Here is a 15,568-nt window from a genome sequence, read left to right as displayed (position 1 = left end):
CTTTCCCCCACGATGCTCATGCGGCGCTCCGTTGCCGGCCGTCATCGGCAAGCGATGCCAGGACCATGATGTTTTCTTCGGTCATTTCCGCGCCGGTGACCTCGCCGGTGATGCGCCCTTCGCGCACGATCAGCACCCGGTCGCAGACGCCGATCAGTTCCGGCAGTTCCGACGAGATGACCACGATGCCGACGCCGTCGCGCGCCAGCTTGCGCAGGATCCGGTGGATTTCGGCCTTGGCGCCGACATCGACGCCGCGCGTCGGCTCGTCGAGGAAGATCACTTTCGGGTCTATCGACAGCATCTTGGCGATCGCCACCTTCTGTTGGTTGCCACCCGACAGCGTCGAAACCGGCTGGCCGACATGGCCGCACTTCAAGGACAGCTGCCTGCCGATCGTCTCCGCCCGCTGCTTCTCGCGGCGATCGTTGATGAGGCCGAAGCGGCTCGAGATCCGATCCACCGCCAGCGCCGAAATGTTGGCGGCGATCGACATATCGAGGAACAGCCCGTCACCCTTGCGGTCCTCGGAGAGGTAGACGATGCCGGCGGCGATGCTGTCGCCATAATGGGTCAGCGACAGCGGCTTGCCATGCAGGCTGACATTGCCGGTCACCTGACCCTCCAGCCGGCAGACACCCCGAACGATCTCGCTGCGACCGGCGCCGATCAGGCCGCCAATGCCGAGGATTTCGCCCTTGCGCAACTGGAAGCTGATGTCGCGGAAGGTGGTTGCTTCCGAGAGCTTGTTAACCTCGAGCAGGATTTCCTCAGCCCGCTCGTCGTCACGCAGCTTCTCGGGATAGAGGCTGTCGATGACGCGGCCGACCATGGACGCCACCACCTGTTCGGGCGTCGTCGCCGATATGTCGAGCGTGGTGATGTACCGGCCGTCGCGCAGCACCGTGACGCGGTCGCAGTTTTCGAAGATTTCGGCCATGCGGTGCGAGATGTAGATGATGCCGATGCCTACGCCGGCAAGCTGGTGGATGATCTCGAACAGTTTCTTGGCCTCGCGCTCGGTCAGCGCTGCCGTCGGCTCGTCGAAGATGAGGACGCGGCAATCGAGCGTCAGCGCCTTGGCAATCTCGACCAGCTGCTGCTGGGAGATCGACAGGCTCCGCACCATTGCGGTTGGATCGATGTTGCCAAGTCGCGCCAGGATGGCTGTCGCACGTTTCTCGAGGTCGCGGTAATTCATCAGCAGCGCCTTGCTGGCGTTGGTGATCGACATGAAGATGTTTTCGGCCACCGAGACATCGGGGCAGAGCGCGATCTCCTGATGAACGAAGCCGATGCCGAGCTTTTGCGCCGCCAGCGGCGAGGGGATCGAAACGGAGCGGCCGTCGATCTGGATGTCGCCGCTGTCGGGCGGCAGTATGCCGTCGATCACCTTCATCAACGTCGACTTGCCGGCGCCGTTCTCGCCGGCAATGGCGTGGATTTCGCCGGCGCGCAGCTCGAACCCGACATCGCGCAACGCACGGACAGGGCCGAACGATTTGCTGAGGCCGGATATTTTGAGGAGGGCCGGTTTTTCCACGGAGGTTCTCGACTGCTCAGGAAGATGGAGGCAACCGCGCCAAGCGGCGCGGCTGCCCAATGGTCGGATCAGCTGGGATCGCGGCCCTGCATGTACTTGTTCAGGTCGAACGAGTCGGCATTCTCCTTGGTGATGACGGCAAAGCCGTTATCGGCGAAGGGGATGCTCATCGGGTTGTGGCCCGACGTCTTGTAGTCGTTGAACGGGTCGATCAGCTCCGGATGCGCCGCCATGAAGGTGGCGATGAAGCCGAGATAGCCCTGCATGCCCTGGTTCGGGCTCAGCGCCATGTGGATGTTGCCGGCCTTGATCTGCTCCAGCGTCGCCGGGGTGATGTCGGCATGCATGATCAGCACCTTGGCCTTGGCTTCGAGAACGGCCGCGACCGCGCCTTCAGCCGAGCCGGCTTCAGGAATCCACAGTGCCTTGAGGTTCGGGTTGGCCTGCAGCATCGAAGCCACCGCCTTGTTGGCGACATTGGCGTCCTGGTTGGAGGCCTGGCGTCCGACCAGCTTCATCTTCGGATAGTTCTTGGCGAGATACTCGATGAAGGCGGTGACGCGCAGATCGTGGTTGCTCTGGCCGGGGTTCTCAAGCACGCCATATTCGGCGTCGTCGCCGACCTGCTTGACGATCTCCTCGGCGGCAAACTTGGCTTCCGCCAGATTGTCCGAGGTGATGTAGGAGACGCGCTTGGATTTTGGCGAGTCGGCGGCGAAGGTGACGACGGTGGTGCCGTTCTCGATGGCGCGGTTGATCGGCTCGATGAACGGATCGGCCTGCATCGGGTGCAGCAGCACGCCGGCCGGCTTCTTGATCAGATCCTGTTCGAAGGAAGCGATCTGCTTGGCGATGTCATAGTCCGGCGTGCCCGAAAACACTGTCTTGCAGCCCATCGCCGCAGCCGCCTGCTTGAAGCCCTGATAGACCGGCACCCAATAGGGATGCGCGGAGACCATGACGTTCATCACGTAGGTCTCATCCGGCTTGCACTGAAACTTGCTCTCTGCCGACGCCGGCATCGCCAGGGTCAACGTCATCACAGCGGCGCTCAGCGCGCCCACCAGCCCAATCCTGTTCATTCTCTCCTCCGGGTTCCCCGACGATGAAAGCCTCGTCGCATCAGCTTTGCAAGAAATTTCATAAGATGAAATCTCTGGCGAGATTGAATACGGCGGGATTTGTGGCATGTCAATGATGACGAACGAAATATCAGTATGTGAAATATCTTGCAGATGGGGTGGGGTGGATGCGAAGTCGGCGTTATCCGCCAAGCGGTTGCACCATCAGATGCCCGTGACGAGCGACCTGAACCCAGGACGTCCGATCTCGGCGTCTGGATGATTAGGGGGCCAGCTCTGTTTTCTCATCAGATACAATTCTTGCGTGTTGAAGCAACGCCGGAGTTCTCCTATCGTCGCCGCAATTTTCGGGGGAATTCGACATGCCTTTCCTGATTGCTATTCTCGGCGTGCTGGGAGCCGGGGCGTTCTGGTGGTATCGCATGAAGGCCATGAACGAAGCCGCGCGCGAGGTCGCCGACGTCGTCGGCCGCGTCCAGGGCAACATAAGGCGCAAGAAGCTGCGCAAGCAGGCGGCGCTGTCGCCGCTGACGGCGATCGACGATCCGGTGGTGGCGGCAGCAACACTGATCATGGCAATCGCGGCGGAGCATGGTCCGATCCTGCCGAAGCGCGAAACGGTTATCCGCGAGGTGATCTCGCAGATTGCGGACAACCAGAAGAAGACCGATGAAGCCGTCGTCTACGCCAAATGGGCCGCGGCGCAGATCGACGACACGACGATCGTCATCGACAAGCTGGCGCCCTTCCTGCGCGAGCGCCTCGATCCGCATGAGCGCGAAGACCTGCTGCAGATGCTGGATCGTGTTGCCAAGAGCGGCGAGCAGAGTTTCAAGGTCGCCGACCAACGCATGCTGCGACTGCGGCAGAAGCTGGGGTTTGAGGTCAACTGAGAAACAGCCCGGGCGCATGTCATTCTGGATAGCGAGCGTGGTAGGATCGGCTGCCGCTTACCTTATCGGCTCTACGCCTGCCGGCTATCTGGCGGGGAAACTGCTTAAGGGCATCGATATCCGGGAGCACGGCTCCAAGTCCACCGGTGCGACAAATGTATTGCGCACACTCGGGAAATGGCCAGCATTGGTGGTGCTTCTGGTGGACGTGCTGAAAGGGGCGGCAGCGGTCATCTTTGCCCGTTGGTTTTGTTTCTGGTCTTCCGCAACGCCGCCGTCGGCAATATCTGATATGCCCGTTTGGGCTCCTTGGGTTGTATGCCTGGCCGGACTCGCTGTTTTGCTTGGGCATAGCCGTTCGATCTGGCTGAATTTCACCGGCGGCAAATCGGCTGCGACGGGGTTGGGTGTTTTGTTGGCGATGTCCTGGCCTGTGGGTCTAGGCGCGGCGACGGCATTTGCCGTGGTGTTGGCAGTTTCCCGAATTGTGTCCCTGAGTTCGATGCTGGCGGCGCTCACCGCGATCGCCCTCGTCGGCGGCATGGAACAACCATTGCCCTACCGGTTGCTGGTCATCGCCGGCGGCATCTACGTGATCGTGCGCCACCGCGCCAACATTGCGCGGCTGATGTCAGGAGCCGAGCCGCGTCTATGACAAAGCGGCACTCATTCCCGGCCTAAATCGCCTCACCCTTGAGCAGCCGTGGTGTGCCGTTGGACAACCCCGACGCCTGGCGGATGAAGAACTCCTTCAGCCTGGGCATCCGTTCGACAAGGCCGAGGCCTATGTCGCGGAGCTGGCGCAGCGGGCCGATGTCGTTGGAAAACAGCCGGTTCAGCACATCTGTGGTGACGCCCATCTGCACCGTGTCGAAGCGGCGCCATTGCTGGTAGCGCTCGAGCACGTCGAGCGCGCCGATATCCTGTCCCAAGCGATCGGCCTCGACCACCACTTCGGCAAGGGCCGCCACATCCTTGAAGCCGAGATTGAGGCCCTGGCCGGCGATCGGGTGGATGCCGTGCGCGGCGTCGCCGGCAAGCGCGATGCGCGGGGCGACAAAGGCGCGCGCGATGGTCAGGCCGAGCGGCCAGGCGCGCGGCTTGTCGGTGACGCGGATTTCGCCGAGCTTCAGGCCGAAGCGCAACTCAAGCTCCTGCTCGAAGACGAGGTCGTCGCCCGAGACCAGCTTTTCGGCATCCTCGGAACGTTCGACCCAGACCAGCGACGAACGGTTGGTGCCGTCCTCGGTGGGCTTGAGCGGCAGCGTTGCAAACGGGCCGGCCGGCAGAAAATGCTCTTCGGCGCGGCCATTGTGCGGGCGCTCATGCGCCACCGTGCAGACGATGCCGGACTGGCCATATTCCCATTTCACCGTCTTGATTCCGGCCATGTCGCGCAATTTGGAATTGACGCCGTCGGCGGCGACCAGCAGCCGCGCCTTAATCGCCGCGCCGTCGGCCAGATGCACGGTGATGCCGGCGCCATTGCCGTCGAACGATGCGACCGCGACACCTTCGATGATGTCGATGCCGAGCTTTTGCGCGCGGCGGCGCAAGGCGCCGTTCAGGTCCTTGTTGGCGACCATGTGGGCGAACGGTTCGCCCGGCGCGACCTCGCCATCGAAGGTGAGAAACACCGGACGCACCGGATCGGCGGTGCGCGAATCGGTGACGATCATCTCGGTGATCGCCTGCGATTGCCCGACGATTTCCTGCCAGACGCCGAGCTGGTCGAGCATGCGGCAGGCGGCGGCGGCGATCGCCGAGGCGCGGCCGTCCTTCTGCCAGACGCCGGGGGGCGCGGCATCGACGACGGCGACAGCCAGGTTCGGCCGCGCCTGTTTCAGCGACACGGCGGCGGCGAGGCCGACATAGCCGGCGCCAGCGACCAGCACGTCGAGCGGGGTTTTTGCGTCCGTGTTGCGGTTCGCCATGTCAATTCCTTTCGAAGTCTCGACCATCCCCGCCCACTGGGGCATTCCGGCCTTGACTGCCCGCTATTCCTGTCGGAAACCGCCATAGCATCTTACGGCGAGGTCACGAAGCATGACGGCGGCCATGGACGAGCTTCTCAGCATTCTCGACCTCGAGCAGCTGGAACACAATCTGTACCGTGGTCGCAGCCCCAAGCTCGACTGGCAGCGCGTTTTCGGCGGCCAGACCATCGCCCAGGCGCTGGTCGCCGCGCAGCGCACCGTCGAGCCCGAGCGCCACGTCCATTCGCTGCACGGCTATTTCATGCGGCCCGGCGACACCAAGGTGCCGATCGTCTACGAGGTCGACCGCATCCGCGATGGCGGCTCGTTCACCACGCGGCGCGTGGTGGCGATCCAGCACGGCCAGGCGATCTTTTCGCTGGAAGCCTCGTTCCAGCAGGACGAGGTTGGCCTTGAGCATCAGCTGCCGATGCCGCGCGACGTGCCGCCGCCCGACAGCCTGTTGTCGCAGCGCGAATTGCTGGGCAAGTTCGGCGAGGCGGTGCCGGACGGCATCAAGCGCTACTGGGAGCGTGACCGGCCGATCGAGATGAAGCCGGTGATGCTGAAGCATTACACCAGCCGCGAAAAGCTGGAGCCGCAGCAGAACATCTGGATCCGCACCACCGGCCCGGTGCCGGCCGACCGCGGCATCCAGGCGGCGGTGCTTGCCTACCTCTCCGACATGACGCTGCTCGACACCTCGACCTTTGCGCACGGCCGCGCCATTTTCGACCGCGACATCCAGGCGGCGAGCCTCGACCATGCGATGTGGTTCCATCGCAGCCATCCGCTCGATGATTGGATCCTGTACACGCAGGACAGCCCGTCGACGCAGGGGTCGCGCGGCTTCACCCGCGGCTCGCTGTTTGCCCGCGACGGCACGCTGATCGCCTCGGTTGCCCAGGAAGGCCTGATCCGGCTGAAGCGGCCGCCTGCCGAATAGGCATTTTCGAAAAATTGCCTACTTTTTAATCAGTGACTGTCCGTTGACAGTGCGCACCGTGCCGCCGGGACTCGACCGATCCGTTTATTTACAATGAGTTAACACCCTGCTTCGGCAACTGGCACGGAGCTTGAATCCTGTTGGGCACTCTCCGGGCTTTTTGGGATCGGTGAAGGTGTGCAAACGCGGGGGACCGCAACAGCAAAGGGTGAAACCTTATGAAAATCGTGATGGCAATCATCAAGCCGTTCAAGCTCGACGAGGTGCGCGAAGCGCTCACCGCCGTCGGCATCCAGGGCCTGACCGTCACCGAAGTCAAAGGCTACGGGCGTCAGAAGGGACATACGGAAATCTATCGCGGGGCGGAATACGCGGTCAGTTTCCTGCCGAAAATCAAGATCGAAGTCGCGGTTAGCACAGACCTGGTCGACAAGGCCGTCGAAGCCATCACGGCGGCGGCCAAGACCGGCCAGATCGGCGACGGCAAGATCTTCGTCTTCGGCATCGATCAGGCGGTGCGCATCCGTACCGGCGAAACAGACACCGACGCACTTTGAGCGGCGAACACGTATTCCAATGGAGAGTTCAATGAATATACCTTCCACCTTGAAGTCAGTGGCGCGCTCCGCGCTGCTGGGCTCCTTAGCGCTCGGAGCATTGGGCACGGTTGCTGCCTTCGCGCAGGAGGCGGCTCCCGCCGTCGCGGCGGCAGCGCCAGCAGCGCCGGCTTTTACCGTCGACAAGGGCGACACCACGTGGATGATGATTTCCACCGTGCTGGTGCTGTTGATGACCATTCCCGGCCTTGCGCTTTTCTACGGCGGCCTGGTTCGTACCAAGAACATGCTGTCGGTGCTGATGCAGGTCTTCACCATCACCAGCGTGGTCATGATCATCTGGGTCTTCTACGGCTACAGCCTCGCCTTCACCCCGGGCAACGCCTTCGTCGGCGGCCTTTCGAAGATGTTTCTCTCCGGCGTCAACGTATCGACGCTTTCGGAAACCTTCAGCAAGGGCGTCGCCATTCCTGAACTGGTGTTCGTCGTCTTCCAGATGACCTTCGCCTGCATCACGCCCGCCCTGATCGTCGGCGCATTCGCCGAACGCGTCAAATTCTCCGCCTTGATCCTTTTCGTTATCCTATGGGTGACGTTAATCTACTTCCCGATCGCGCACATGGTCTGGTTCTGGGGCGGCCCGAGCGCCTATGCCGACCCGTCCGGCCTGATCTTCAGCTTCGGCGCCATCGACTTCGCCGGCGGCACGGTCGTTCACATCAATGCGGGCATTGCCGGTCTCGTCGGCGCGCTGATGATCGGCAAGCGCATCGGCTACAAGAAGGACATCATGGCGCCGCACTCGATGACGCTGACCATGGTCGGCGCTTCATTGCTGTGGGTCGGCTGGTTCGGCTTCAACGCCGGTTCGAACCTCGAAGCGAACGCCTATGCGGTGCTGGCCATGATCAACACCTTCGTCGCCACGGCGGCGGCGGCGGTGGCCTGGATCGTGCTTGAATCGCTGCTGCGCGGCAAAGCCTCCATGCTCGGCGCGGTTTCGGGCGCCGTCACCGGCCTCGTCGCGATTACGCCGGCTGCAGGTTTTGCCGGCCCGATGGGCGCTATCGTGCTTGGCATCGTCGCCACCTTCGTCTGCTACTTCTTCGTCTCGGTGGTGAAGAACACGTTCGACTATGATGACAGCCTCGATGTCTTCGGCGTCCACTGCGTCGGTGGCATCATCGGTGCGCTAGGCACTGGCATTCTGGTCAATCCCGCCCTCGGCGGCGCCGGCATCGTCGACTATTCGACGGCCGACTTCGCCGCCGGCTATGCCGGCACGGCCACGCAGCTCCTGGCACAGGGCAAAGGCGTCCTGGTAACCCTGCTGTGGTCGGGCATCGGCAGCGCAATCCTCTACAAGGTCGTCGACTTGATCATCGGTCTGCGTCCGACAGCCGACGCCGAGCGCGAAGGCCTCGACCTGACTTCGCATGGCGAAGCGGCCTACCACTCGTAAGCCTTGCGGGGCGGCCTCGGCCGCCCGCATTCTCCCATCCCGTCGTGACGCTCCCGAAAGGAGTTCACGCTTTGAGGCCCGGGTCATTCCGGGTCTCTCTTTTTGGCAACCGTGCTGGCAGGCCTCGATCCCTGCGCAATCACGTTCTAGTGATGGCCGCCGGCGGGGAGACGTCGACCGGATTGGTTCCGAACCGGTGAGACTGCCTACAGTGGAGTGAGCAAGATCGTGGCTCTGGGTGCGTATAGTTAATGCGGCCTTAACCTTCCCCCCGATAGTCTGACATCCGAATCTGCCGGAGTGCGTCATGCGCCCGGCCAGTCCATGACAGACGGGGAACGAAGCATGCGTTCAGGGGCTTCAGCACCGCTCGCGCTGACCGATACGGGGCACGGCATCCAGGCATTCGCGCGGCGCCAGGTCGGGCGGCTGGTCGGCGCCGGCCTGTTTGCGCTGGTCGCCTTTGGCGTCGCGGCGCTGGCGACCTGGAAGGTCGCCGATCCCAGCTTCTCGCACGCCACCGACAACATCGTCACCAACGCCATGGGCTATGCGGGCGCGGTATTCTCCGACCTCGCCATGCAGTTCTTCGGCCTTGCCGCGGTCGCCGCCCTGGTGCCGGCGGTGATCTGGGGCTTTCTCCTGTTTTCGGCGCGCGGCGTCGATAGGCTGCCGAAGCGCGGCGTTGCCTGGTTCGGCTTCGCGCTGCTCGCGGCGGCGATGGCCGGCTGCGTGGTGCCGCCCAAGACGTGGCCGTTGCCGACCGGCCTCGGTGGCGTGCTCGGGGACATGGTGCTCAATGTTCCGGGCCTGGTCATTGGCGGCTACCCGACTGGCATCGTTGCCAGCATCATTGCCATGGTGCTCATTGCGCCGGCGCTGTGGCTGTTTGCCTATGGCTCGGCGCTGATTGCGCGCAAGAACGGCTTTGCCGTCATGGAGCGCACCGCGGAGCCCGATCCCCGAGAGGACGACCTGCTCTTCGACGAAGACGACGACGAGGGCGACGAAGGGATACTGGCGCTCGGCGCCATTACCCATTGGTGGCTGTCTTTCCGCGCCTGGATGCATCGCCGGGCTGTGCGCCGCCAGCAGGAGCGCGACGAGTTCGAGCCGGAGATGGAGCAGCGCTCCACCGCATGGCGCCGCGCCGCCGAACGGGTCGAATCGGCGGAATTCGCCGAAGCGCGGATGAGCCCGGATGGCCGCGCCCGCGTCGAGCCGGAGTTCTTCGCCGCCATGGTCAATGACCGCAGCGTTTCCGTCGATCCGGACGATGACGACGTCCTCGATGCCGGTTTCGACAATGGCGACGAGGAGGTCGAACTCGACGACGAGCCGGTCCAGCGCCGTGCCGCGACGAACGCCAAGGTGCAGAACTTCCGCTCCGATGCAGCGACCCGCGTCGCCGCACCTGCGCCGCGTCCCGCTCCGGGCGCGCGCTTCCAGCGCGAGGCGCAGACCTCGCTGATCGGCTCGGAAACATTCGAAATGCCGTCGCTGCATTTCCTGTCGGAGCCGAAGAACGTGGTGCGCGACGCCAGCCTGTCCAAGGACGCGCTGGAGCAGAATGCGCGCCTGCTCGAAGGCGTTCTGGAGGATTTCGGCGTCAAGGGCGAGATTATCGCGGTACGGCCCGGCCCGGTGGTCACGCTCTATGAGTTGGAGCCGGCGCCCGGCATCAAATCGTCGCGCGTCATCGGCCTGTCCGACGACATCGCCCGCTCGATGAGCGCCATTGCCTGCCGCGTCGCCGTGGTGCCCGGCCGCAACGCCATCGGCATCGAATTGCCGAATACCAAGCGCGAGACCGTCTATCTCCGGGAGATCCTGGCCAGCCGCGATTTCGAGACGACCAAGTCCAAGCTGGCGCTGGCGCTGGGCAAGACCATCAATGGTGAGGCGGTGATCGTCGACATCGCCAAGATGCCGCATGTGCTGGTCGCCGGCACCACCGGCTCCGGCAAGTCCGTCGCCATCAACACCATGATCCTGTCGCTGCTCTACAAGCTGACGCCGCAGGACTGCCGGCTGATCATGATCGACCCGAAGATGCTCGAACTCTCCGTCTATGACGGCATCCCGCACCTGCTGACGCCGGTGGTCACCGACCCGAAGAAGGCGGTGGTGGCGTTGAAATGGACCGTGCGCGAGATGGAGGACCGCTACCGCAAGATGTCCAAGGTCGGCGTGCGCAACATCGACGGCTTCAACGCGCGCGTGCAGTTGGCTGAAAAGAAGGGCGAAAAAATCTCGCGCACCGTGCAGACCGGCTTCGACCGCCAGACCGGCGAGGCGATCTACGAGACCGAGAACCTCGATCTCGAGCCGATGCCCTACATCGTCGTCATCATCGACGAAATGGCCGATTTGATGATGGTCGCCGGCAAGGACATCGAAGGCGCCGTGCAGCGCCTGGCACAAATGGCGCGCGCGGCCGGCATCCATGTCATCATGGCGACGCAGCGTCCGTCGGTCGACGTCATCACCGGCACCATCAAGGCCAATTTCCCGACCCGTATCTCCTTCCAGGTGACGTCGAAGATCGACAGCCGCACCATTCTGGGCGAGCAGGGCGCCGAGCAGCTGCTCGGCATGGGCGACATGCTGTACATGGCCGGCGGCGGCCGCATCCAGCGCGTGCACGGCCCGTTCGTCGCCGACGACGAGGTCGAGAAGATCGTCGCCCATCTGAAGCTGCAGGGCGTGCCCGAATATCTCGACGCCATCACCGAGGATGACGGCGAGGACGATGACGAGCCGTCGGGCAAGGGCGGCGCTGGCGGTGGCGGCAACAGCAATTTCGAGGATTCCGACGATCCCTACGACCAGGCGGTCTCGGTCGTGCTGCGCGACGGCAAGGCGTCGACCAGCTATATCCAGCGCCGGCTCGGCATCGGCTACAACCGCGCCGCCTCGATCATCGAGAAGATGGAGAAGGAAGGCATTGTCGGCCCGGCCAACCATGCCGGCAAACGCGAAATCCTGGTGCCGACCGAGGACGACAAGTTCTGATCAGCCGATACGGCCCGGCGGCAACCTTGAACCTTTTGGCGCGTTACAGCGACTGAGCGCTGTCCGGCCCGCCAAACTTAAGTCTAACTGGGGGTCCACGGACTGCAACGAGACACACACCACACGAGAGTGACCGGCATGAAAAACGATCTTTCCGCGATCAGCGATTTCGCTCCAACCCGTCGCCAGTTGCTCGGCCTTGGCCTGATGCTTGCCGGCGCCGCGGCCATCAACGTCGTGCCGGGGTTCCAGCTCTTGGCCTCGGCGCAGGCGGCGGTGCCGCCGACGGCGCAAAAGATCGCCGACCATTTCTCCTCGGTCAAATCGATGAGCGGCGAGTTCGTCCAGTTCGGCCCCAACAACCAGCAGACCGGCGGCAAGTTCTTCCTTGAGCGGCCAGGCAAGATTCGCTTCAACTATGACGGCAAGTCGAATTTCCGGGTGATTTCCGACGGCAAGTCGGTGGTCATCCTCAACAAGCGGCTGAAAACGTCCGATCTCTATCCGTTGTCGAAGACACCGCTGAAGCTGTTGCTCGACACCAAGATCGACCTCTCGGGCGGCCGCGTCAAATCGATCAAGGAAGAGAGCGACCTCACCACCATCCAGCTTGCCGACAAGTCGGTGTTCGGCAATTCGAAGATCACCATGATGTTCGATCCGAAATCCTATGATCTGCGCCAGTGGACCATCACCGACGCGCAGGGCAAGGACACCACGGTGATGATCTACAACACCAAGGAAGGCGTCAGCTTCCCTGCGGATACGTTCGCCATCGACTATACGGCGAACCGCGAGCTGAACACCAACCACCGCTAGATCCGGTCAGGCCGGCCTGCAAATGGCGATCTCCTGCGCTTCCGGCGCTCACGTGGTGTAAGTACGCTCCGCTCCGTCGGAGACCACCATTTTCGACTCGGCCTGACCTGAATCAGGGCCGCCGCCCGCAAAGGCTGGCTTGTGTTTGTGGCGCTCGGCTGGCAGTAGATCGGCGACCTTGTTCGGATCGCCGCATGCCCTTCTCCATCGCCACCTGGAACATCAATTCCGTGCGCCTGCGCATGCCGATCGTCGAGCGGCTGCTGACGGAGCAGGCGCCCGATGTGCTTTGCCTGCAGGAGACGAAGGTTCCCGACGAGCTGTTTCCGGAAAAGGCGTTCCGCAAGGCCGGCTACGAGCACATCGCATTCCATGGCCAGAAGGGCTATCACGGCGTTGCGACGGTGGCGCGGCGGCCGATCGAGATTGTCGAGAAACGGCGCTTCTGCGAGATCGATGACAGCCGGCATCTGTCGGTCAAGGTGCAGGCCGGCGGCAAGGCAATCCTGGTCCACAATTTCTACGTGCCGGCCGGCGGCGACGAGCCCGATCCGGAGATCAACCGCAAGTTCCGCCACAAGCTCGATTTCGTTGCCGAGATGAACGCCATCCACGCCGCGCATGACGAGGTGTCGGCTTCGATCCTGGTCGGCGACCTCAACATCGCGCCGCAGGAGCACGATGTCTGGTCGCACAAGCAATTGCTCAACGTCGTCAGCCACACGCCGGTCGAGACGCAAAATTTCGACGCGATGCGGATCGCCGGCGACTGGGTCGACCTGATGCGGCTCGACGTGCCGCCAGAGCAGAAGCTCTACACCTGGTGGAGCTATCGCGCGCGGGACTGGGAAGCCTCGAACCGCGGCCGCCGGCTCGACCATGTCTGGTCGTCACCGAACCTGGTGCCGAGCTTTGCCCGCTATGAGATCCTGCGAGAGGCGCGTGGCTGGGAGCGGCCCTCGGACCATGTGCCGGTGATTGCGCGGTTCGACCTGGATTAGGCGTGCCGATATTCAGGTGAGGCCGGCCTGCAATGGCCGATACCTGCGCTTCCGGTGCGTACTTTGAGTACGCCCCGCTCCGGTTCTCGGTATCAGCCATTTTCGACTCGGCCTGACCTGAATCTCGACACACCCAAGCGTCAGCGCGGTCGCGGGGACCTACCCGCCAAACCTTGGGGCCAACTTCTCGATGCGGGCGATCATGGCCTGAAAATCATCGAGGATGCGCTGGTGCAGTTTCACCGCCACTTCGGGATATTCCTCCAGGATGCGGCGAAACATCTTGCGGCTCAACCTTATCACTTCCGAATCGGTCTCGGCCGAGGCGCTGGTCAGCCGTCTTGAGTCGGCGATCAGCGCCAGTTCGCTGAGGATCGTGCCGGGGCCGGCGGTGCCGATCGGGATGCGGTCGCCGTCATGCTCGCGGTAGAGCACGATGCGGCCACTGACCACGATATAGGCTGAGTCGGCTTCGTCATCCTCGCGGTACAGCTTGCGGTCGGCCTGCAGATGGGTGGCTTCGGCGCCGAAAGCGAGCAGGCGCAGTTGTTCCTGCGTGAAACCCTCAAAGAGCTTCACGGCGGACAGGATGCGGATGTCGTCATCCAGCGCCATCTCTAGCTGCGTCCCCGAACGGTCAGTCCAATCCCTCCCTTAGAGCGCCGCGCGTCCAATTGGACGCGCAAAGGACGCTCTAACACTTCAATCTGCGCAGCGGGCCGATCCAGGCTCCCCCAGCCGGATCCTCCCCGAAACAGTCCCGCCCCGACCGCTTATTGAACAATGAAAAGTTTAAGGAACCAGCTTGTAGCCGCCGCTTTCTGTCACAAGAATTTCAGCATTGGAAGGATCGCGCTCGATCTTCTGGCGCAGCCGGTAGACGTGAGTTTCCAGCGTGTGCGTGGTGACGCCGGAATTGTAGCCCCACACTTCCTCGAGCAGGACGTCGCGCGTCACCACCTTCTGGTCGGCTCGATAGAGATATTTGATGATCGAGGCTTCCTTCTCGGTCAGCCGCACCTTGCCGCCGCGCTGGTCGATCAGAAGCTTCTGGCTGGGCTTGAACGTGTAGGGCCCGACCGAAAAGGTGGCGTCCTCGCTCTGCTCGTGCTGGCGCAGTTGTGCGCGTATGCGGGCGAGCAGCACGGCGAAGCGGAACGGCTTGGTGACATAGTCGTTGGCGCCGGCCTCGAGGCCCAGAATTGTGTCGGAATCGGTATCGTGGCCGGTCAGCATGATGATCGGCGCCTTGTAGCCGCCCTTGCGCAGGATCTTCACCGCCTCGCGGCCATCCATGTCGGGCAGCCCGACATCCATGATGAGCAGGTCGATGAGCCCGCCGCGCGCCGCGGCGACGCCTTTGGCGGCGGTCGCTTCCTGCAAGACGTCGAATTCTTCGTAAAGGGCCAGTTGCTCGACGAGGGTTCCGCGCAGGTCGTCATCGTCGTCAACGATCAGAATGGTACGTGATGTCATGGATCAATCCATTGTTTTAAAAAGAATTTTCAGTTGACCGCCCCCCATTTATGCGGAAGCTGACCGGCGCAACAGTCCGATCACAGTGATTTGTTCCGTGACACGATCATACAAGAAAAAACGCGATCGCAATGCAGCCGGCGCAATTTTGCCGAAAAGGCTGGGTGTGCTGGTGGTTCGGGCGAGGCCGGGCAACCCCAGCCAGGGGATATTGCAAGCCGGCAGCAAGGTGTTTGCCTGTGCGCTCGGACGCGGCGGCATCTCGGCCAATAAGCGCGAAGGCGACGGTGCGACGCCGCTTGGCGAAATGCGGATTTTGTCAGGATATTTTCGGGGCGATCATTTCGCGGCCGGCCGCAAAACCCGGCTGGCGATGGCGCCGATCGGCGCCGATCTCGGCTGGTGCGAGGTGCCGGACGACCGCAACTACAACCGGCCGGTGAAAATCCCCTATGGCGCCAGCCATGAGCGAATGCGGCGCGACGACCGCCTCTATGACGCCTGCCTTGTGCTCGACTGGAACATGGCGCCGCGCCGGCGCGGCCGCGGCAGCGCCATCTTCTTTCATCTGACCCGCCCAGGCTTCACACCGACGCAAGGCTGCGTGGCGGTGACAGCGCGGACAATGGCGCGGCTGTTGCCGCTGGTGTCGGACCGGACCGTGGTGAGGGTGGTGAGGTAGGGAGTAGGGAGTAGGGAGTAGGGAGTAGGGAGTAGGGAGTAGGGAGTAGGGACTAGCGAGAAGCGAGTTGGGAGTAGGGCTCTCAATTAAACAAATCTACGGGCCAACCTCAACGG

At 63.0% G+C, this 15,568-nt stretch carries 14 protein-coding genes; 9 read left to right on the top strand and 5 right to left on the bottom strand.

Going from position 1 to position 15,568, the window contains the following annotated elements; genetic code table 11:
- Positions 1 to 16: 16 nt before the first annotated feature.
- Positions 17 to 1,543, bottom strand: coding sequence for a sugar ABC transporter ATP-binding protein (locus NKJ76_RS25620; RefSeq protein ID WP_352538659.1), 1,527 nt, complete (start codon positions 1,541 to 1,543; stop codon positions 17 to 19).
- 68 nt (positions 1,544 to 1,611) lie between these two features.
- Positions 1,612 to 2,583, bottom strand: a complete 972-nt coding sequence (locus tag NKJ76_RS25615; RefSeq protein WP_352538702.1) for a substrate-binding domain-containing protein — start codon at positions 2,581 to 2,583, stop codon at positions 1,612 to 1,614.
- 404 nt (positions 2,584 to 2,987) lie between these two features.
- Between NKJ76_RS25615 and NKJ76_RS25610 the strand changes: the two genes are divergently transcribed.
- Entirely contained in the window at positions 2,988 to 3,518 is a 531-nt protein-coding gene (locus NKJ76_RS25610; protein ID WP_023698376.1) for a hypothetical protein, read from the top strand.
- Between the two features lie 16 nt (positions 3,519 to 3,534).
- Positions 3,535 to 4,173, top strand: a complete 639-nt coding sequence (gene plsY / locus NKJ76_RS25605) for a glycerol-3-phosphate 1-O-acyltransferase PlsY (protein WP_023670502.1) — start codon at positions 3,535 to 3,537, stop codon at positions 4,171 to 4,173.
- 22 nt (positions 4,174 to 4,195) lie between these two features.
- On the opposite strand, the gene NKJ76_RS25600 is transcribed toward plsY, so the two are convergent.
- The gene (locus tag NKJ76_RS25600; protein ID WP_352538658.1) at positions 4,196 to 5,452 is read right to left on the bottom strand and encodes a ubiquinone biosynthesis hydroxylase; all 1,257 of its coding nucleotides are present in this window, start codon (positions 5,450 to 5,452) and stop codon (positions 4,196 to 4,198) included.
- 112 nt (positions 5,453 to 5,564) lie between these two features.
- Here NKJ76_RS25600 and tesB point away from each other — a divergent pair, with 112 nt between their 5' ends.
- The 6 genes from tesB (at position 5,565) to xth (ending at position 13,294) form a co-directional block, all read left to right on the top strand.
- The gene (gene tesB / locus NKJ76_RS25595) at positions 5,565 to 6,440 is read left to right on the top strand and encodes an acyl-CoA thioesterase II (protein ID WP_023687727.1); all 876 of its coding nucleotides are present in this window, start codon (positions 5,565 to 5,567) and stop codon (positions 6,438 to 6,440) included.
- 218 nt (positions 6,441 to 6,658) lie between these two features.
- Complete coding sequence (locus NKJ76_RS25590) at positions 6,659 to 6,997, top strand: P-II family nitrogen regulator (protein ID WP_023670499.1); 339 nt, start codon at positions 6,659 to 6,661, stop codon at positions 6,995 to 6,997.
- A 31-nt stretch (positions 6,998 to 7,028) separates the two neighbouring features.
- Positions 7,029 to 8,459, top strand: a complete 1,431-nt coding sequence (locus NKJ76_RS25585; RefSeq protein ID WP_023670498.1) for an ammonium transporter — start codon at positions 7,029 to 7,031, stop codon at positions 8,457 to 8,459.
- Between the two features lie 345 nt (positions 8,460 to 8,804).
- Positions 8,805 to 11,474, top strand: a complete 2,670-nt coding sequence (locus tag NKJ76_RS25580) for an FtsK/SpoIIIE family DNA translocase (RefSeq protein WP_352538657.1) — start codon at positions 8,805 to 8,807, stop codon at positions 11,472 to 11,474.
- A 138-nt stretch (positions 11,475 to 11,612) separates the two neighbouring features.
- Positions 11,613 to 12,293 (top strand): outer-membrane lipoprotein carrier protein LolA, encoded by a 681-nt coding sequence (locus NKJ76_RS25575; RefSeq protein WP_352538656.1) that lies wholly within the window; start codon positions 11,613 to 11,615, stop codon positions 12,291 to 12,293.
- A 194-nt stretch (positions 12,294 to 12,487) separates the two neighbouring features.
- On the top strand, positions 12,488 to 13,294 hold the full coding sequence (gene xth, locus NKJ76_RS25570) for an exodeoxyribonuclease III (protein ID WP_023747366.1): 807 nt from the start codon (positions 12,488 to 12,490) through the stop codon (positions 13,292 to 13,294).
- A 159-nt stretch (positions 13,295 to 13,453) separates the two neighbouring features.
- Here the strand turns inward: xth and NKJ76_RS25565 are convergent, their stop codons facing one another.
- Together NKJ76_RS25565 and NKJ76_RS25560 are read right to left on the bottom strand one after the other, a co-directional pair.
- Positions 13,454 to 13,909, bottom strand: coding sequence for a cyclic nucleotide-binding domain-containing protein (locus NKJ76_RS25565; RefSeq protein WP_023670494.1), 456 nt, complete (start codon positions 13,907 to 13,909; stop codon positions 13,454 to 13,456).
- Between the two features lie 177 nt (positions 13,910 to 14,086).
- Positions 14,087 to 14,770: a response regulator transcription factor gene (locus tag NKJ76_RS25560; protein WP_023670493.1), complete on the bottom strand. Its 684-nt coding sequence runs from the start codon at positions 14,768 to 14,770 to the stop codon at positions 14,087 to 14,089.
- Between the two features lie 145 nt (positions 14,771 to 14,915).
- Between NKJ76_RS25560 and NKJ76_RS25555 the strand changes: the two genes are divergently transcribed.
- A complete protein-coding gene (locus NKJ76_RS25555; protein WP_352538701.1) occupies positions 14,916 to 15,452 on the top strand; it encodes a L,D-transpeptidase family protein in 537 nt (178 codons plus the stop codon).
- Positions 15,453 to 15,568 lie beyond the last annotated feature (116 nt).

The sequence above is a fragment of the Mesorhizobium sp. M0029 genome (assembly GCF_040323735.1).
Lineage (GTDB): Bacteria > Pseudomonadota > Alphaproteobacteria > Rhizobiales > Rhizobiaceae > Mesorhizobium.
This window is presented reverse-complemented; position numbering and strand designations above follow the sequence as displayed.